Here is an 18,711-nt window from a genome sequence, read left to right as displayed (position 1 = left end):
ATCAGTATAGGTGATCCATTTTGGTGCAATAAAACCGTCTGTATATTAACTGGTTAAACCTTGAGCAATTTCCGCTATAATCCGCGCCCCCCTTTTTCGGCTGGCCGTTCGCGCGCTGTTTTTCATGAAACTAATCGTAAAAGTCTTCCCCGAGATCACCATCAAGAGCCGCCCGGTCCGGACGCGTTTTATCCGCCAGTTGGCCAAGAACATTCGCGCCGTGCTCCGTGATCTGGACCCGGTCGTGGTGGTGAACGGCGTGTGGGACAACCTCGAGCTGGAAACGCGCGTCAGCGAACCCAAGGTCTTGAAGGAAATGACCGAGCGCCTGAGCTGCATGCCGGGCATCGCGCATTTCCTGCAGGTCGACGAATATCCGCTGGGGGACTTCGACGACATCGTCGCCAAATGCAAGCTTCATTATGGCGATGCGTTGGCTGGCAAGATTTTTTCGGTGCGCTGCAAGCGTGCCGGCAAACACCCGTTCAGTTCCATGGACGTGGAGAAGTACGTCGGCAGCCAACTGCGCCGGCAATGCGGTGCCGCCGGCATCTCCCTGAAAGAACCGCAGATCGAAGTGCGCATCGAAATTCGCGACCAACGTTTGTTCGTGATCCACAGCCAGCACGACAGCATCGGCGGCTATCCGCTGGGCGCGCTGGAGCAGACGCTGGTGCTGATGTCCGGTGGCTTCGACTCGACAGTGGCGGCCTACCAGATCATGCGGCGCGGGCTGATGAGCCATTTCTGCTTCTTCAACCTTGGCGGGCGTGCCCATGAACTGGGCGTAATGGAAGTGGCGCACTTCATCTGGAAGAAGTACGGCAGCTCCCAGCGCGTGTTATTTGTGAGTGTGCCGTTCGAGGAAGTCCTGGGCGAGATTCTCGGCAAAGTCGACGACAGTCATATGGGCGTCATTTTGAAGCGTATGATGTTGCGTGCCGCGTCGAGCATCGCCGACCGCCTGCACATCGACGCGCTGGTCACCGGCGAGGCGATTTCCCAGGTGTCGAGCCAGACGCTGCCAAACCTGTCTGTCATCGACTGTGTTACCGAAAAACTGGTGCTGCGCCCGCTGATCGCGAGCCACAAGCAGGACATCATCGACACGGCCGACGCCATCGGCACCGCCGACTTTGCCCGGCACATGCCGGAATACTGCGGGGTCATTTCGGTCAATCCGAAGACGGCCGCCAAGCGTGGGCGCGTGGAGCATGAAGAGAAAGAATTCGACATGGCGGTGCTCGATCGTGCGATCGAAAACGCCAGGCTGGTGCCGATCGATCGGGTGATCGATGAATTGGGCCAGGACATCCAGGTTGAAGAAGTCGGCGAAGCGCTGGCCGGTCAGATCATCATCGACATCCGCCACCCGGATGACGCTGAGGACGACCCGCTGAGCGTCGCCGGCGTCGAGGTACAAACGATGCCGTTCTATGCCGTGAACGCGCGTTTCAAGGAACTGGACCCTACTCGCCAGTACCTGCTGTATTGCGACAAAGGCGTGATGAGTCGCCTGCATGCCCACCATTTGCTCAGTGAGGGGCATGCCAATGTGCGCGTTTATCGACCGAGCTAAGTGCCCGGGGCTGTTTGCCTGTGGCCTGCGTCACCGGCCCCCCGACGCCGCCGGCAAGCTGTAACGGCTTTGTCGGACTCAACGTAAATCGCTGCCACGACCTGTCAGCACACCGAATCCTCTGATCGAGATACACAAGTGATCGAAAATCTACGCAACATCGCCATCATCGCCCACGTTGACCATGGTAAGACCACCCTGGTTGACAAACTCCTGCGCCAATCCGGCACCCTGGAGCGCAACGAGCTCAACGACGAGCGCGTGATGGACTCCAACGACCAGGAAAAAGAGCGCGGTATTACCATCCTGGCGAAAAACACCGCCATCAACTGGAACGGCTACCACATCAACATCGTGGACACCCCCGGCCACGCCGACTTCGGCGGTGAAGTAGAGCGCGTGATGTCGATGGTCGACTCCGTGCTGCTGCTGGTGGATGCCCAGGACGGCCCTATGCCGCAGACCCGCTTCGTGACCAAGAAGGCTTTCGAAGCCGGTCTCAAGCCGATCGTCGTGATCAACAAGGTCGACCGTCCGGGCGCGCGTCCTGACTGGGTCCTGGACCAGATCTTCGACCTGTTCGACAACCTGGGTGCCACCGACGAACAACTGGACTTCCAGGTCGTCTACGCCTCGGCCCTGAACGGTATCGCCGGCCTGGACCACACCGCCATGGCGGAAGACATGACCCCGCTGTACCAGTCGATCGTCGACAACGTACCGGCGCCATCGGTTGACCGTGACGGTCCGTTCCAGATGCAGATTTCGGCCCTGGACTACAACAGCTTCCTGGGTGTGATCGGTGTTGGCCGTATCGCCCGTGGTCGCATCAAGCCAAACACCCCGGTGGTGGCGATCGATGTCGACGGCAAGAAGCGCAACGGTCGTATCCTGAAGCTGATGGGTCACCACGGCCTGCACCGCGTGGACGTCGAAGAAGCGGCAGCCGGCGATATCGTCTGCATCAGCGGCTTCGAAGAGCTGTTCATCTCCGACACCCTGTGCGATCCGAACGCTGTCGAGGCGATGAAGCCTCTGACCGTGGACGAGCCGACCGTTTCCATGACCTTCCAGGTCAACGACTCGCCGTTCTGCGGCAAGGAAGGCAAGTTCGTGACCTCCCGTAACATCAAGGAGCGTCTGGACAAGGAGCTGCTGTACAACGTGGCGCTGCGCGTTGAAGAAGGCGATTCGGCCGACAAGTTCAAGGTTTCCGGCCGTGGTGAGCTGCACCTCTCGGTACTGATCGAAACCATGCGTCGCGAAGGCTTCGAAATGGCCGTAGGTCGTCCGGAAGTGATCATCCGCGTCGTTGACGGCGTCAAGCAGGAACCGTTCGAGAACGTCACCATCGACATCCCTGAGGAATCCCAGGGCAAGGTGATGGAAGAGATGGGTCTGCGTAAGGGCGACCTGACCAACATGTCCCCGGATGGCAAGGGCCGTGTGCGCCTGGAATACAACATCCCGGCGCGTGGCCTGATCGGCTTCCGTAACCAGTTCCTGACCCTGACCAACGGTGCTGGCATCCTGACCTCGATCTTCGATCGCTACGACACCATGAAGTCCGGCCACATGTCCGGCCGTCAGAACGGCGTCCTGGTATCGGTCGAAACCGGCAAGGCGCTGACCTACTCCCTGGAAACCCTCCAGGCGCGTGGCAAGCTGTTCGTCGAGCACGGCCAGGAAATCTACAACGGCCAGATCGTCGGTCTGAACAGCCGTGACAACGACCTGGGTGTCAACCCTACCAAGGGCAAGAAGCTCGACAACATGCGTGCTTCGGGTAAAGACGAAACCATCGCTCTGGTTCCACCTGTTCGCTTCACCCTGGAACAGGCTCTGGAATTCATCCAGGACGATGAATTGTGCGAAGTGACACCTAAGTCCATCCGTCTTCGCAAGAAGATCCTGGACGAAGGCGAGCGTACCCGCGCTGCCAAGAAAGCCAAGGCTTGATCGTTTAGCTCCGGCTGAATGAAAAACGCCCCCGGTCGTGAGATCGGGGGCGTTTTTTTTATGCCTGGGTTTTATGGGGTGCCTGTAATGGCCTCTTCGCGAGCAAGCCCGCTCCCACAGGTTCAGCGCTGCCCTTGTGGGAGCGGGCTTGCTCGCGAAGGCGTCAGATCAGGCGCCAACTGATCAAAACCGATCCAACGTCCGCGGATTACGCTCGCGCTCCACTTCCTTGGGCTTGTACGCGCAATACCCTGGCCGTGGCCCGATGCGTGGGTGGTTGCGGCAGGTGTCCGGGCGCTTCTCGTAAATGGTGCACAGCCGACTCTTGCGGTCCAGATAAAGGCAATCGTTGTTGCTCATGCGCTGGAGCGTGAAGATTTCGGACTTCTGGTTGTAGCGCTCGACGATGCCTTCCTTTTGCAGGCGCTTGGCGATGTTCTTCGGTGGGTCACCCAGTTCGAACTCATCGACGATGCCGATCCGGATCAGGTCCTTGATCTTGACCTCGACCGGCAGCGTGCAGCAGCTCGACACGCAGGAGCCGCACATCGGGGCGGAATATTTGGCCCAGGTATCGAGTCGGTCGATCTCCGCGGCGGCGATCAGGTTGGGCTTCATCATCAAGGTTTACCAGCATGCGTCAGGGCGCGCGATCATACCGGGACTGGTGAAATTTTGAACGACCATCCGCCGATTTTTTTTCGATCCCGACCAACCCCTTCAGTAGCGGCACGCCCCCTGCATTCATTCGCCCATCCGGCAATTCCCTGGCGACGATTCTCCGGCGCGAGGGGAAAACCACCGAACCAAGCGCCTGCGCCGTCTGTCAGACCGTCTAGGCTCAGACAATTCCCTGTTCGTTCGAGGTCTTATCCATGACTCAAGAACCGCTTGTTCGCGAAGCTGAAGTGGCCGCATTTCGCGACGCTGTGTTGACCAAACTCACTTATGCCGTCGGCAAGGACCCCGATCATGCGTTTGATCACGATTGGTTCGAAGCCATTGCCCTCGCCGCTCGCGACCATATGGTCGAGCACTGGATGGACCACACGCGGCAGATCTACCGCAAGGGCCAGAAGCGCGTTTATTACCTCTCCCTGGAATTTCTCATCGGGCGCTTGCTCTATGACAGCCTGAGCAACCTCGGCCTGCTGGATACCGCTCGCGAAGCGCTGACGGAGTTGGGCGTGGACCTGGAGCGCATCCGCACGCTCGAACCCGATGCCGCGCTCGGCAACGGTGGCCTTGGCCGATTGGCGGCGTGCTTCATGGAGAGCATGTCCACCCTGGGTATCGCCGGGCACGGTTACGGCATCCGCTATGAGCACGGCCTGTTCCGCCAGGCCATCGTCGACGGCTGGCAGCAGGAGCAGACCGAGCACTGGCTGGATTTCGGCAACCCATGGGAGTTCGAACGGCCGGAGGTGGTCTACCCGATCGGCTTCGGCGGCAGTGTCGAGACGGTGACCGACGACACCGGCAAGACCCGACAGGTCTGGACGCCAGGGGAAACCGTGCGAGCCATTGCCTATGACACCCCGGTGGTGGGCTGGCGCGGTGCGAGTGTCAACACCTTGCGCCTGTGGCGTGCCCGGGCCGTGGAAGACCTGCACCTGGAACGCTTCAATGCTGGCGACCACTTGGGCGCCGTGGCTGAAGTGGCACGGGCCGAAAGTATTTCCCGCGTGCTTTACCCCGCCGACAGCACCGAGGCCGGCCAGGAACTGCGTTTGCGCCAGGAATATTTCTTTGTCGCCGCCTCGCTGCAGGACCTGCTGCGTCGTCATCGCAACATGCACACCTCGGTGTTGACCCTGGGAGATCACGCCGCGATCCAGCTCAACGACACCCACCCCTCCATCGCCGTGGCCGAATTGATGCGCCAACTGGTAGATGTCTATGACGTGGCCTGGGACGCCGCCTGGCAGATCACCCAGGACACGCTGTCGTACACCAACCACACGCTGCTGCCCGAAGCCTTGGAAACCTGGCCGGTGGGGCTGATGGAGCGCATGCTGCCCCGGCACATGCAGATCATCTACCTGATCAACGCCCAGCACATCGATTCGCTGAGGGCCAAGGGCGTGCATGATTTCGACGTGCTGCGTTCGGTCTCGCTGATTGAAGAAGACAACGGTCGTCGGGTGCGCATGGGCAACCTGGCGTTCCTGGGCTCCCACAGCGTCAACGGTGTGTCCGGGCTGCACACACAGTTGATGCGCAGTACGGTGTTCTCCGAGCTGCACAAGCTCTACCCGGAGCGGATCAACAACAAGACCAACGGCATCACCTTCCGCCGCTGGCTGTTCCAGGCCAACCCGGAACTGACCTCGATGATGGTCGATGCGCTGGGCCCGAGCGTGCTCGACAATCCCGAGGAGCGCCTGATCGAACTGGAGCCGTTCGCCGATAAGCCGGCATTCCGCAAACAGTTCGCCGAGCAGCGCCTGCACAGCAAGAAGGCCCTGGCCTACCTGATCCATGAGCGGCTGGGGATTGCCGTCAACCCGGCGGCAATGTTCGACGTACAGGTCAAGCGGATCCACGAGTACAAGCGTCAGTTGCTCAACCTGATGCACACGGTGGCGCTGTACCAGGCGATCCGCGCCGAGCCGGAAGTGGACTGGGTACCGCGGGTGAAGATCTTCGCCGGCAAGGCCGCCGCCAGCTATCACCAGGCCAAGCTAATCATCAAGTTGACCAATGACATCGCCCGGGTGGTGAACAACGACCCGACCGTGCGTGGCCTGCTCAAAGTGGTGTTCCTGCCCAATTACAACGTCAGCTTGGCCGAGAGCATCATTCCGGCGGCGGACCTGTCGGAGCAGATTTCCACCGCCGGCTTTGAAGCATCGGGCACCAGCAACATGAAGTTCGGCCTCAACGGCGCGCTGACCATCGGGACCATGGACGGCGCCAACGTGGAAATGCACGAGCGCGTGGGCGGCGAGCACATGTTTATCTTCGGCTTGACTGCCGAGCAGGTCGAAGCCCGCAAGCGCAACGGCGAATTCAGCGCCGCGCCGGACATCGCCGCCTCCCATCGCCTCAACGACGTGTTGCAGGCGATCCGTGGCGGGGTGTTTTCCCCGGACGATCCGATGCGCTACACCGGGCTGGTGGATTCGCTGGTGGACTACGACCGCTTCCTGGTCTGCGCCGATTTCGACTCGTACTGGCATGCCCAGGCCAAGGTCGAGGAGCGCTGGCACGACTCCAAGCAATGGTGGCGCTCGGCGGTGCTCAACACGGCGCGCATGGGCTGGTTCTCCTCCGACCGGACCATCCGCGAATACGCCACCGACATCTGGAAGGCGCTGGAATAGCCTTAGCTGTCAGAAATGTGAGCGAAGCCCAACGACGGTTGGGCTTCGTCGATATACTAAGCGCCAGTTTCGCCGGACTTTGTGGCGTGATTCAGAGATTGGGGATGCACCCATCCATTGTGGGAGCGGGCTTGCTCGCGAAAGCGGTGTGCCAGGCTGAGTTGAAGTCGCCTGACACACCGCTTTCGCGAGCAAGCCCGCTCCCACAGGATATTGGGTTGTTCCACTAGACTGATCCAGGCACAAATGCCCCGGTCATGCCCGCAACGGGCCGCTTAGGGATATCAACCATGCAATGGATCTTGACACTGTTGGGCCTGGCTCTTGGCTGGGTGGTGGATGAGTCGCTCGCCGATGCGCTGATAGGCGCGTTGGTGGGGCTTGGCATCGCCCAAGTGTTTCGTATCAGGTACCTGGGGTCCGAGGCCGCCCGGCAACAGGTTTTGCTGCAAGCGGCTCAGCAAGAGCTGGTCTCGCTGGAGGCACGTCTGGCGGTGCTGGAGCGCGGCACGTTGCATGCTGCCCCTGATCCCGCGACGGCGCCCCCAGTCACCGCGGCCAAGGTCACCGCGGCCCAGGTCCCCGAGCCTGTCGCCCGCACCGAACCGGAGCCGGAACCGGAACCGGAACCCGAGCTGGTCTGGGAACTGCCGCCCGATCTTGCGCCCAAGCCGGCGACGGCTACGCAGGCCAGCCAGCCATTGCCCGACGACGTCTGGACCCCGGCACCTGCTCGCTCCAGGCGCGAGTCCCGTGAATTCGAGCCAGTGGAACCGATTGCCGCGCAACCGGCAGCGCCACGGGGCCCGAATTTCATCGAGCGCGCCATGGCCGGTGCGCGCAACTGGCTGTTTGGCGGCAATACCGTGTTGCGGGTCGGCGTGGTGCTGTTGTTCCTCGGCCTGGCGTTCCTGCTGCGTTATGCCACCGAAGGCATGGTGGTGCCGATCGAGCTGCGTTACGCCGGCGTCGCGGCCAGTGCGCTGGGCCTGTTGGGCCTGGGCTGGTGGCTGCGCCAGCGCAATGGCAGCTATGCGCTGATGCTCCAGGGTACCGGCATTGCGGTGTTGTACCTGACCGTGTTCGCCGCCATGCGTCTGCATCCACTGCTCGACTCGAAGGCAGCCCTGGGCTTGCTGGTGGCGGTCACGGTGTTCTCGGCGATCCTGGCGGTGACCCAGAATGCCTTGGGCCTGGCAGCGGTGGCCGCTCTGGGTGGGTTTGCCGCGCCGATCCTGACCTCCACTGGGAGCGGCAATCACGTTGCGCTGTTCAGCTATTTCATCCTGCTCAACACCGGCATTCTCGCCATTGCCTGGTTCAAGGCCTGGCGTCTGCTCAACCTGATCGGCTTCGTCGGTACTTTCGGCATCGGTATCGCCTGGGGCCTGCGCTCCTACACGCCCGAGCTGTTTTGGAGCACCGAGCCATTTCTGATTGTGTTCTTCCTGATGTACCTGGCGATCGGCCTGCTGTTCACGCGTCGCAAGCTGCTGGAAACCACGGGCGCGCCCGAGGGTGACAGCCGCGAGGCATTGCTGCGCTGGTCGGCGCGCAACGGCGACTATGTGGACGGCACGATGCTGTTCGGCCCACCGCTGGTGGGGTTCGGCCTGCAGTATGCGCTGGTGCAGCACCTGGAGTTTGCCGCGGCGTTCAGTGCCCTGGCCCTGGGCGCGATCTACATGGGGCTGGCGCGGGTATTGATGGGGGGGCGGGCCTTGCTGCTGGCTGAAACCTGCCTGGCCCTGGGCGTGATTTTCGCCAGCCTGGCTATTCCCCTTGGTCTCGATGCCCGCTGGACTTCGGCAGCCTGGGCCGTGGAAGGCGCCGGGATTTTCTGGTTGGGATTGCGTCAACACCGACCATTGGCACGCGCTTTTGCCCTGTTGTTGCAGTTGGGTGCGGCGCGGGCCTTCCTCGGCGAGTTGAGCTTCGGCGAAAGCAGCCTGCTCGATGCCCCCGCGCTGGGCGCCTTGATGATCGGTGGTGCGCTGCTGTTCAGTTTCCTTCAATTGCGCAAGGCAGCGCCCGAGCATACCCATGGCTGGGAGCGTCAGGGTCAGCCGGTGCTGGCGGTGTTGGGCCTGAGTTTTCTTTATCTGCTGGCGCCGTTGTTTTTCTTCACCCATGGCACTGCGATCACCTGGGCGCTGGCGGGGTTGGCGACGCTGTTCGTCGGCCTGCGCCTGCAATCGCGCAGTTTCCTGTTCACCGCGTTTGCCGTGCAGTTGTTGGGTGGTGCGTTGTTCCTGATGCGCTTGCGTGGTGCCGAGGGCGATTCGGCGGCGGTGTTCGACGCCGGCTGGAGCGGTTTGCTCAGTGCCTCGCTGATCGGCCTGGCGTTGATCGGCGGTATGTTGCTGGCGGCGCGCGACGATATGGTGCGCAAGGACGTACGTTTGCTGCGTGGGTTGTCTGTCGTGTTGCTGGCGGGGCTGGTGCTGATCAACCTTGCTGTGCTGTTCGTCCTGCCTTGGCAGACGGCGAGTGGCGTATGGGCCGTCAGTGGCCTGTTGATCATCTGGTTGAGCTTGTACCTGAAGCAGCGCATGAGCTTTGTATTCGGTCTGTTGCTGCAACTGGTGGGCGGCGCGGCATTCCTGGTGGCGGGGCCGGCCTTGCTGGGGACGCTCGATGCCGAAGGCTTGCGGCCCCTGGCCCACAGTGGCTTCTGGACGCCGCTGGTGCTGGGGCTGGTGGCGCTGATCGGTGCGTGGCGCCTGCAACGGGGTCAATCGGACACCGTTTTCGACGTTTCGAGCTTGCAGCGCTTGTCCGAGGTGTTGCTGGTCTGGGGCGCCGGCTGGTGGGCGCTGGCGTGGGTCAGCGAAGTGCTGCGCTTCGCCCCGGTGAACCTGCAAGGCAGCCTGTTGCTGGTGCTCGCGGCGCTCAGTGTGGCGGTGTGGACCGTCCTGGCCCAGCGTTTGAAATGGCCCTCCCTGGGCTTGCTGTGTACCTTGCTGATTCCGGCGGCGGGCTGTGTGTTGGTCGCGACCTGGCACAGCCGTTATCACCCGGCGGCGGATTTTGGCTGGCTCGCTTGGCTGCTGGTGTTCGGCGCGCATTTCCTGTCGCTCAAACGCCTGGCTTCGATGCTGCCGGCCCGGGCCCGTAGCACTGCTCATGTGCTCGGCTGCTGGCTGCTGATCGGTGTGCTGGCGCTGGAGCTGCGTTACGGCTTGCTGCTGTTGTCCGAGCAATACAATGCCTGGCGCTGGTTGGGGTGGGCGATCCTGCCGAGCCTTTACCTGGTGCTGATGGCCGCGCCGCGGGCCTGGCCTTGGCCGATATCGGCGCAGTCGCGGGAGTATCTCGTCTACGCGGCGGCGCCCCTGGCCCTGCTGATGCTTGGCTGGTTCTGGCTGGCCAACACCTTCAGCGACGGCACCGCTGAACCCTTGCCCTACGTGCCGCTGCTGAACCCGCTGGAGTTGGGCTTGCTGTTTGCCCTGTTCGGCGTCTACGTATGGGCCCGCAGTGCAGTGGGGCAACTGACGGTTCGTTGGGCGTATGCCGATCAGGTCGCCCAATTGATCGCCGGTGTGTCGCTGTTCATGTTCTTCACCGCTGTGGTCATGCGCAGTGCTCACCATTGGATGGGGATACCGTTCCAATTGGATGCGTTGCTCGAATCCATGTTCGTACAGGCTGGGCTATCCATCGTCTGGACCCTGATTGCCCTGGGCCTGATGATCGGCGGGCACCTGCGGCATCGCCGCGAGGTGTGGCTGATCGGCGCGGCGTTGATTGCCGTGGTGGTGGCCAAGCTGTTCTTTGTCGAGTTGAGTAACCGTGGCGGTCTGGCGCGGATCGTGTCGTTCATCGGCGTGGGGGTACTGTTGCTGGTGGTGGGCTACTTCGCGCCGCTGCCGCCCAAGCGTCCGGAAACGGCTTCGCCGGCCGAGCCGCCGATGCCTGTCAGTGAGGGAGTGTCATCTTGAGTTGCAAGTTGAGTCGGATCGGACTGGGTGTGGTCGGGTTATGGGTAGCCTTGTCGGCCATGGCCCAGGAAAAGCCGGCGGACTTCGCCCACCAAGTGCCGTTGGCCTTGAGCGGTGAAGGACCTTGGTATCGTCTCCCGTTGCCCCTGGAGGTCCAACTGCAAGCGCGGCAGACCGACCTGAGCGACCTGCGAGTCTTCAACGCGGCCGGGCAGGCCCAGGCCTATGCGCTGGTCCGCGAAACGGCCCAGAGTCGCGAGAACCGCACCCTCACCGACGTGAAATGGTTTCCGCTGTACAACGCCGCCGATGACAACGAGCGCGCCCCCAGCGTGCGGGTGCAGTCGAACGCCAACGGTACGCTGGTGGAGGTCCAGCCATCCAGCCGGCTCGAAGCGGGGGAAGAGGAACTGCGCGGGTGGCTGCTGGATGCCAGCGCGATCAAGGCGCCCTTGCAACAGTTGATTCTGGACTGGACCAGCGAACGCGACGGTTTCCAGCGGTTTACCATCGAAGCCAGCGACGATTTGCAGAACTGGCAGGCGTGGGGCGAAGGCCAAGTGGCGCGGCTGACCTTTGCCGATGAGCGGGTCGAGCAACATGAGGTGAGCCTGCCGGGACAATCGGCACGCTACCTTCGACTGTTATGGGATTCGCCATCCTCCGCACCGGTGCTGACCTCGGCGCAGTTGCAAAGCGCCAGTCGTGAAAGCCTGCCGTTGCCGCTGGTCTGGTCACAGCCTTTGGCCGGCAGCACCACGAAGGCCGGTGAATACACCTGGCAGTTGCCCATGGGGTTGAATCTTGAACAGGTGCAGGTGGAACTGAGCCAGGCCAACAGCCTGGCGCCGGTGACCCTGGCCGGGCGACGTGAGAGCAGCCATCCCTGGCAGCCGATGACCAGTGGTTTGCTGTACCGCCTGACCCAGAACGGCCAGGATGTCGTGCAAAACCAACTGCAGTTGGACGGCCAGACCGTGCAGCAACTGAAGCTGACCGTGGACGAGCGGGGCGGCGGTCTTGGCGACCAGGCCCCGGCGCTGCGTTTTGCAGTGCGCCCGAGCCAAGTGGTGTTCCTGGCGCGTGGCGAAGGGCCGTTCAGCCTGGCGCTGGGCAGCGCGACCGTGAAGGCGGCCAGCCTGCCCTTGTCCACACTGGTGCCCGATTACCGGCCATCGCGGCTGGCGACTCTGGGGACGGCGACAGTGAACGGCACGACCACCGCGACACCGACGGCTGTAACCGTGGCCGCGCCGGCTACGGTCGATACCAACTGGAAGAAAATCGGCTTGTGGGCGGTGTTGCTGCTCAGTGTGCTGTTCCTCGCGACGATGGCCTTCAGCTTGTTGCGCAAGCCGCCGGTCAAGAGCTGAGGTGCGTTCATCGCGAGCAAGCTCGCTCCCACAGTTGACCGAGTTGTTTCGACGAACGCGATCTATTGTGGAAGCGAGCTTGCTCGCGATGGCGTCCTCTCAATCGACACAAATATCCAAGCGAGCTGCCACCCCGTGAACTCATTCCTCCATTCCCCGTCTCATAGGAGGAATTAAGTCCCGACTCGCGCTAAACTGCGCAGGTTTTTCCGCCCCCTATTCTTCGGAGCCGTCCATGTCCCGCGTTACCTTGAGTCGCTATTTGATTGAGCAGACCCGCAGCAACAACACCCCTGCCGATCTGCGCTTTTTGATCGAAGTGGTGGCGCGTGCGTGCAAGGAAATCAGCCACGCCGTATCCAAAGGCGCCCTGGGTGGTGTCCTGGGCAGCATGGGCACGGAAAACGTACAGGGCGAAGTGCAGAAGAAGCTCGACGTGCTGTCCAACGAAATCCTGCTTGAAGCCAACGAGTGGGGCGGTCACCTGGCCGGCATGGCATCCGAGGAAATGGACAATGCCTACCAGATCCCGGGCAAGTACCCCAAGGGCGCTTACCTGCTGGTGTTCGATCCATTGGACGGCTCGTCGAACATCGACATCAACGCACCGGTCGGTACCATTTTCTCGGTGCTGCGCTGCCCGAACGAATACCTTAGCCAGAACGAAGCCCTGAACGAAAAGGCCTTTCTGCAACCAGGCACCGCGCAGGTCGCCGCCGGTTATGCGATCTACGGCCCTCAGACCATGCTGGTACTGACCCTGGGCGATGGCGTCAAAGGTTTCACCCTGGATCGCGAGATGGGCAGCTTCGTACTGACTCACGAAGACATCACCATCCCTGAAACCACTCAGGAATTCGCCATCAACATGTCCAACCAGCGTCACTGGGAAGCCCCGGTGCAACGCTACGTCAGCGAGTTGCTGGCAGGCGAAGAAGGTCCGCTGAAGAAGAACTACAACATGCGTTGGGTCGCCGCGATGGTCGCCGACGTACACCGTATCCTGAACCGTGGCGGCCTGTTCATGTACCCACGCGACAGCCGCGAACCGACCAAGCCGGGCAAGCTGCGCCTGATGTATGAAGCCAACCCGATGTCGTTCCTGGTGGAGCAGGCCGGTGGTGCTTCTACTGACGGCCATCAGCGCATTCTCGACATCCAGCCTGAAGGCCTGCACCAGCGCGTGGCGGTATTCCTGGGATCGAAAGAAGAAGTGGCCCGCGCCACGGCCTACCACAAGGAATAAACCATGGCCCAGCCCTGGCAGCCGTTGCTCGGTTGGTGGTTCGGTTCAGCCGAGGCACCGGACGATATAGCCGCTGAAAAGGGCAAGCTGTGGTTCGGCAAGGGCCATGATCGCCAGGCGCGGGAGCGTTTTGGCGATCAGGTCGAACAAGCGCTGGCCGGCGAATTGACCGACTGGGCGCAACGCCCCGAAGGTTGGCTGGCCCTGGTATTGCTGCTTGACCAATTGCCGCGGATGATCTTCCGCGATACTCCCAAAGCTTTCGCCGGAGACCTGCGCGCCCAAGCGCTGGTGGCCCAGGGTATGGCGGCGGGTTTCGACCGGCAACTCAAACCCATCCAACGCGTCTTCATCTATCTGGTGCTCGAGCACTGCGAAAACCTGGCCGTGCAGAACGAGGCCGTGTCGCGGTTTATCGACCTGGTTCGCGAGCAGCCGGAAGCGGCGGTGTTCGAAGACAATCTCGATTATGCCGAGCGGCATCAGAAGATCATTGCGCGGTTTGGACGGTTTCCCCATCGCAATGCGGTGTTGGGAAGGGAATCTACGGCGGAGGAAGTGGAATTCTTGAACAGGCCTGGGTCCAGGTTCTGATGGTCTTGGTGTAGCGGCTGCCGCCTTCGCGAGCAAGCCCGCTCCCACAGGAGTCCGCATTCCAATGTGGGAGCGGGCTTGCTCGCGAAAGGGCCCGCAAAAGCGCTAGATTCGGAAACTCCCCACCAACTGCTTCAACCGCGCCGCCTGCTGTTCCAGGTCTGAACAGGCGCGCAACGTGGCTTGCAGGTTTTCCACGCCTTCCTGGTTCAGCGTGTTGATCTCGCTGATGTCGACATTGATCGACTCCACCACGGCGGTCTGTTCTTCGGTGGCGGTGGCTACCGATTGGTTCATGCCGTCGATCTCGCCAATGCGCTGGGTCACGCTGCCCAGGCGCTCGCCGGCCTGGTTGGCAATGCCGACGCTGCTTTCGCTCTGGCGTTGGCTGTCGGTCATGGTCAGTACCGCTTCACGCGCGCCGACCTGTAGCTCTTCGATCATCTTTTGCACTTGCTGCGCCGAGTCCTGGGTGCGGTGGGCCAGGTTGCGCACCTCATCGGCCACGACTGCGAAGCCGCGCCCGGCTTCACCGGCCCGGGCTGCCTCGATGGCGGCGTTCAGGGCGAGCAGGTTGGTTTGCTGCGAAATGCTGGTGATCACTTCAAGAATCTGTCCGATGTTCACCGTGTTGCTGTTCAGGGTTTCGATGTTGCCGCAGGAATCGCTGATCTTCGCCGAGAGCTGTTGCATCGCGCTGATGGTTTTATCCACCACTTGCTGGCCGTCTTCGGCCAGGCTGCGGGCCTCGCTTGAGTGTTGCGAGGCGAGGGCGGCGTTCTGAGCGATTTCCTGGGCGGCGGCGCCGAGTTGGTTGATGGCTGCGGCCACGCTGCTGGTGCGCGAGGCTTGTTGATCAGAGTTGAACATCGATGAATTGGAGGCACTGACTACGCGCAAGGCGACTTCGTTGACCTGACCGGTGGCCGAAGCCACTTCACGGATCGATGTATGGATACGCTCAACAAAGCGGTTGAAAGATGTGCCCAACGCGCCGAATTCATCGTGGCCGTGGATGGTCAGGCGCCGGGTCAGGTCGCCTTCGCCTTCGGCGATGTCATGCATGGCGCGACCCATGGTCAACAGCGGTTGCATCAACACGCGGATCAACATGCCCAGCAAGGCGATGATGAACACCACGGCAATGGCCATGGCAATCAACGCCGAGGTGCGGAACTCGCTGAGCATCGCCAGCGCCGTGTCCTTGTCGAGCACCAGCGCTACGTACCAGTCGGCACCCGGCACGCCGTTGACACGGGTGAAGGACATGAACTGGGTCTTGCCGTCGAGTTCGACTTCCTTCATGCCCGGGCTGACCTGCGGCGTACCGTTGGGGTAGGCCTCGGCCAGTGTCTTGAGCACCCGCTTGCTGTCGGGATGGATCAGGATCTTGCCATCGGCACTGACGATGAACGCATGACCGTGGCCGCCGAAATTCAGGGAGTTGATGATTGCGCTGACGCTCGACAGGTCGATGTCCGCACCGGCCACGCCGATCATCTGGTTCTGGTGTTTCACCGGGGTAGCCACGGTGATGACCAATTTGCCCGACGAGGCGGCGATGTAGGGTTCGGTGACGATGGTTTGCTGCGCGCTGTTGGCGGCCTTGTACCAGCCTCGGGCGCGAGGATCGTAGTCGGCGGCGCGATTGCCGGCCGGTACCGAGAACATCACGCCGTCGGTGCCGCCGAAATAGCTGAGCTGGAAATTACCCGTGTAGGCCGGCAGGTCGATGGCGCGTTTGAGGCTGGCGGCGCTGCTGCCGTCCGTCGCGATCTGCTGGGCCAGCGATTGCAGCAATTGGATGCGACCTTCCACCCACGTCTGAATGTTTTGGCTGGTCAGACTACCGAGTTCCTGCATCGACGTCTCGGTGCTTGCATGCAGGCTCTGGCGCTGACGATAGTCGTTGAACAGGATGAAACAGGCGAATGCAACGGCCACCACGAGGGCGGCAGCCAGCAGGATTTTGTGGCTGAATTTCATGTTTCTGGTCATTAATAACGCTACCGCACAGGAGCTGGTCAGGAAGGGGCGCCAATTTGCCATAACGCAGGGCTTCGCGCTGTTCTTTTTATCGGCCTGGAAGCGCCAGAGATCAGACGTTGGCGGGACAATCTCGACGAAATGCACGACGGCGTCACAAACTGATTGATTTGCCGACGAAATACCCACTTTTTGTTCAATAAATACCAGGTTCGTCGGGGAACCAGACAAGGGTTTTCTCTTCTAAGCTTCTGGTTGGCACCCTGCCACCTCCCTTCCGCTCCAGGAGTTACCCGATGTCCCTGCGATCTATCGCGTTGTTGTCTTTGTGCGTCTTGTTGGCCGCGTGCAGCAAAGTGAACCAGGAAAACTATTCCAAGCTGTCGGCTGGCATGTCCAAGGCCGAAGTCGAAACGTTACTGGGGAAACCGACCGATTGTTCGGGCGCGCTCGGCATGTCCAGTTGCACCTGGGGCGACCAGAAAAGCTTTATCAGCGTGCAGTATGCCGGTGACAAAGTGTTGATGTTTTCCGGCCAAGGCCTGAAGTAAACCGAGGCCATGGGCCTGCGGGAGAAAAATAATGAAGCGGTTATTGTTAGTGCTTTTGGCTGGCCTGGTATTGGCCGGCTGCGCCACTTCTGGCGAAGACCCGTTGGCGCCCAAGACCGTCAACAGTGTCAATTTGAAGCGTTACCAAGGGACCTGGTACGAGTTGGCCCGCCTGCCAATGTATTTCCAGCGCAACTGCGCGCAATCCGAAGCTCATTACACCCTCAAGCCTGACGGCGACCTGGGGGTGCTCAATCGCTGCCTGACCTCGGACTGGCAGTGGGAGGAAGCCAAGGGCACCGCCACGCCACAAGTGCCGGGCAAGACCGACAAGCTCTGGGTCAGGTTCGATACCTGGTTCTCGCGGATCCTGCCGGGGGTGGCGAAGGGGCAATACTGGGTGTTGTACGTCAGCGAAGATTACAAGACAGCCATCGTCGGCGACCCGAGCCGTCGCTACATGTGGCTGCTGTCCCGTACTCCGACCGTCAATGTCGACGTGCGTGAAGAGCTGCTGAGCAGGGCGCGCCAGCAGGGCTACGACACGACACGACTGATCTGGCGTGCGTCGGATCGGCAGATGGCCAAGACGTCGGATTGACGATCGACAGCTATCCAATGTGGGAGCGGGCTTGCTCGCGAAGACGGTTTATCAGTTAAGGGGTATGTCGACTGATATACCGCATTCGCGAGCAAGCCCGCTCCCACATTTTTTATCCGCGTCAGCTCAGGAGTTCGCGCAGGACCTGGGTAAACGCCCGGGCGCTTTCCTCCTCCCCGGCATGGTGCCCATCGCGCACGACCCATTGGCCGCCCACCATCACGTCACGCACCTGGCGATCCCCGCCGGCAAACAGCCAGCGATTGAGAATTCCATCGCCACTTGCTGTCGCCAGGTACGGGTCGTTGCCATCGAGCACCAGCCAGTCGGCGCGTTTGCCGACGTCGAGGGTGCCGACCGGCTGGCCGAGGGCTTGGGCACCGCCTTCCAGGGCGGCATCGAACAGGGTACGGCCGACCATCGGTTGATCTGGCCGGTATAAGCGGTTGCGCCGCTGGTCCCGCAGGCGCTGGCCATATTCCAGCCACCGCAACTCCTCCACCACACTCAACGACACGTGGCTGTCGGAGCCAATGCCCAGGCGTCCGCCCTGGGCCAGGAAATCCACCGCCGGGAAGATGCCATCGCCCAGGTTGGCTTCGGTCGTCAGGCACAGGCCGGCAATCGCCCGGCTCCTGGACATGAGGCTGACCTCGCGAGCGTCGGCATGGGTGGCATGGACCAGGCACCAACGCTGGTCGACTTCGACGTTCTCGTACAACCATTGCAGCGGACGGGCGCCGCTCCAGCTCAAGCAGTCGTCGACTTCCTTCTGTTGCTCGGCAATGTGGATATGCACCGGGCAATCGCGGTCGCTCGCCGCCAGAACTTCATGGATTTGTCCAGGCGTTACGGCACGCAGGGAATGGAAGCACAGCCCAAGGGCCTGGTTCGGCCGTCCGGCCAGGAGGGGCTGCAAGCGCGACTGAAGTGACAGATAGTTCTCGGTGCTGTTGATGAAGCGTCGTTGTCCGTCATTCGGCGCCTGGCCACCAAAACCGGAGTGGCTGTAGAGCACCGGCAGCAGCGTCAGGCCGATACCGGCGGCGCTGGCCGCCTGGCTGATGCGCAGCGCCAGTTCCGCGGGGTCGGCGTAAGGCGCGCCGTCGGTATCGTGATGCACGTAATGAAACTCGGCGACCGAGGTGTAACCGACCTTGAGCATTTCAATGTATAGCTGTCGGGCGATGATGCCTAACTGATCGGGACTGATTTTTCCGACGAGGCGATACATCAGGTCGCGCCACGTCCAGAAACTATCGTTCGGATTGCCCGCCACTTCCGCCAGCCCGGCCATGGCCCGCTGGAATGCATGGGAGTGCAGGTTCGGCATGCCCGGCAACAACGGACCTCCCAGCCGTTCGGCGCCGTCTGCGTGGGAGCCGGCCTGGACATGAGTCAGGACGCCAGCGGCGTCGACTTCAAGACGTACATCATTGGCCCATCCATTAGGCAGCAGCGCGCGTTCGGCAAAAAAGGCGGGCATGGTCGAACCTCATCGTGCGTAATTTGTATATACATATACAGACGTTTGCCTGGCCGGTAAACTCCG

Annotated in this window: 12 protein-coding genes; 9 read left to right on the top strand and 3 right to left on the bottom strand. The window is 61.6% G+C overall.

Annotated elements, in window-relative coordinates; genetic code table 11:
- Positions 1 to 124: 124 nt before the first annotated feature.
- Complete coding sequence (gene thiI / locus EGM97_RS14985; protein WP_238961283.1) at positions 125 to 1,579, top strand: tRNA uracil 4-sulfurtransferase ThiI; 1,455 nt, start codon at positions 125 to 127, stop codon at positions 1,577 to 1,579.
- Positions 1,580 to 1,717: 138 nt separating this feature from the next.
- Positions 1,718 to 3,538, top strand: coding sequence for a translational GTPase TypA (gene typA / locus EGM97_RS14980; RefSeq protein WP_238961280.1), 1,821 nt, complete (start codon positions 1,718 to 1,720; stop codon positions 3,536 to 3,538).
- 183 nt (positions 3,539 to 3,721) lie between these two features.
- Here typA and EGM97_RS14975 read toward each other — a convergent pair whose 3' ends face one another.
- Positions 3,722 to 4,159 carry a YkgJ family cysteine cluster protein gene (locus tag EGM97_RS14975; protein ID WP_238961276.1) on the bottom strand — a complete coding sequence of 146 codons (438 nt, stop codon included), beginning with the start codon at positions 4,157 to 4,159 and terminating at the stop codon, positions 3,722 to 3,724.
- A gap of 254 nt (positions 4,160 to 4,413) precedes the next feature.
- Between EGM97_RS14975 and EGM97_RS14970 the strand changes: the two genes are divergently transcribed.
- The 5 genes from EGM97_RS14970 (at position 4,414) to EGM97_RS14950 (ending at position 14,021) form a co-directional block, all read left to right on the top strand.
- Positions 4,414 to 6,864, top strand: a complete 2,451-nt coding sequence (locus tag EGM97_RS14970) for a glycogen/starch/alpha-glucan phosphorylase (RefSeq protein ID WP_238961275.1) — start codon at positions 4,414 to 4,416, stop codon at positions 6,862 to 6,864.
- A 290-nt stretch (positions 6,865 to 7,154) separates the two neighbouring features.
- Positions 7,155 to 10,808 carry a DUF2339 domain-containing protein gene (locus EGM97_RS14965; RefSeq protein WP_238961274.1) on the top strand — a complete coding sequence of 1,218 codons (3,654 nt, stop codon included), beginning with the start codon at positions 7,155 to 7,157 and terminating at the stop codon, positions 10,806 to 10,808.
- A gap of 59 nt (positions 10,809 to 10,867) precedes the next feature.
- Positions 10,868 to 12,181: a DUF3999 domain-containing protein gene (locus EGM97_RS14960; protein WP_477788819.1), complete on the top strand. Its 1,314-nt coding sequence runs from the start codon at positions 10,868 to 10,870 to the stop codon at positions 12,179 to 12,181.
- A gap of 235 nt (positions 12,182 to 12,416) precedes the next feature.
- Positions 12,417 to 13,427: a class 1 fructose-bisphosphatase gene (locus EGM97_RS14955; RefSeq protein ID WP_053147829.1), complete on the top strand. Its 1,011-nt coding sequence runs from the start codon at positions 12,417 to 12,419 to the stop codon at positions 13,425 to 13,427.
- 3 nt (positions 13,428 to 13,430) lie between these two features.
- The gene (locus EGM97_RS14950; RefSeq protein WP_238961264.1) at positions 13,431 to 14,021 is read left to right on the top strand and encodes a DUF924 family protein; all 591 of its coding nucleotides are present in this window, start codon (positions 13,431 to 13,433) and stop codon (positions 14,019 to 14,021) included.
- Positions 14,022 to 14,126: 105 nt separating this feature from the next.
- Here the strand turns inward: EGM97_RS14950 and EGM97_RS14945 are convergent, their stop codons facing one another.
- Positions 14,127 to 16,019 carry a methyl-accepting chemotaxis protein gene (locus EGM97_RS14945; RefSeq protein ID WP_238961263.1) on the bottom strand — a complete coding sequence of 631 codons (1,893 nt, stop codon included), beginning with the start codon at positions 16,017 to 16,019 and terminating at the stop codon, positions 14,127 to 14,129.
- Between the two features lie 284 nt (positions 16,020 to 16,303).
- Between EGM97_RS14945 and EGM97_RS14940 the strand changes: the two genes are divergently transcribed.
- Together EGM97_RS14940 and EGM97_RS14935 are read left to right on the top strand one after the other, a co-directional pair.
- Positions 16,304 to 16,558 carry an outer membrane protein assembly factor BamE domain-containing protein gene (locus tag EGM97_RS14940; RefSeq protein ID WP_053147820.1) on the top strand — a complete coding sequence of 85 codons (255 nt, stop codon included), beginning with the start codon at positions 16,304 to 16,306 and terminating at the stop codon, positions 16,556 to 16,558.
- A gap of 31 nt (positions 16,559 to 16,589) precedes the next feature.
- Positions 16,590 to 17,159 (top strand): lipocalin family protein, encoded by a 570-nt coding sequence (locus EGM97_RS14935; RefSeq protein WP_238961262.1) that lies wholly within the window; start codon positions 16,590 to 16,592, stop codon positions 17,157 to 17,159.
- A 121-nt stretch (positions 17,160 to 17,280) separates the two neighbouring features.
- On the opposite strand, the gene EGM97_RS14930 is transcribed toward EGM97_RS14935, so the two are convergent.
- Positions 17,281 to 18,645: a formimidoylglutamate deiminase gene (locus EGM97_RS14930; protein WP_238961260.1), complete on the bottom strand. Its 1,365-nt coding sequence runs from the start codon at positions 18,643 to 18,645 to the stop codon at positions 17,281 to 17,283.
- Positions 18,646 to 18,711: the final 66 nt, after the last annotated feature.

This window comes from Pseudomonas sp. AF32, from assembly GCF_022342325.2.
Classification (GTDB): Bacteria; Pseudomonadota; Gammaproteobacteria; order Pseudomonadales; family Pseudomonadaceae; genus Aquipseudomonas; species Aquipseudomonas uvaldensis.
This window is presented reverse-complemented; position numbering and strand designations above follow the sequence as displayed.

Bases quoted from the DNA above. Each gene is read 5' to 3' on its own strand.
- thiI (WP_238961283.1), top strand. From the start codon at position 125: ATGAAACTAATCGTAAAAGTCTTCCCCGAGATCACCATCAAGAGCCGC.
- EGM97_RS14975 (WP_238961276.1), bottom strand. From the start codon at position 4,159: ATGATGAAGCCCAACCTGATCGCCGCCGCGGAGATCGACCGACTCGAT.
- EGM97_RS14970 (WP_238961275.1), top strand. From the start codon at position 4,414: ATGACTCAAGAACCGCTTGTTCGCGAAGCTGAAGTGGCCGCATTTCGC.
- EGM97_RS14965 (WP_238961274.1), top strand. From the start codon at position 7,155: ATGCAATGGATCTTGACACTGTTGGGCCTGGCTCTTGGCTGGGTGGTG.
- EGM97_RS14960 (WP_477788819.1), top strand. From the start codon at position 10,868: ATGGCCCAGGAAAAGCCGGCGGACTTCGCCCACCAAGTGCCGTTGGCC.
- EGM97_RS14955 (WP_053147829.1), top strand. From the start codon at position 12,417: ATGTCCCGCGTTACCTTGAGTCGCTATTTGATTGAGCAGACCCGCAGC.
- EGM97_RS14950 (WP_238961264.1), top strand. From the start codon at position 13,431: ATGGCCCAGCCCTGGCAGCCGTTGCTCGGTTGGTGGTTCGGTTCAGCC.
- EGM97_RS14945 (WP_238961263.1), bottom strand. From the start codon at position 16,019: ATGACCAGAAACATGAAATTCAGCCACAAAATCCTGCTGGCTGCCGCC.
- EGM97_RS14940 (WP_053147820.1), top strand. From the start codon at position 16,304: ATGTCCCTGCGATCTATCGCGTTGTTGTCTTTGTGCGTCTTGTTGGCC.
- EGM97_RS14935 (WP_238961262.1), top strand. From the start codon at position 16,590: ATGAAGCGGTTATTGTTAGTGCTTTTGGCTGGCCTGGTATTGGCCGGC.
- EGM97_RS14930 (WP_238961260.1), bottom strand. From the start codon at position 18,645: ATGCCCGCCTTTTTTGCCGAACGCGCGCTGCTGCCTAATGGATGGGCC.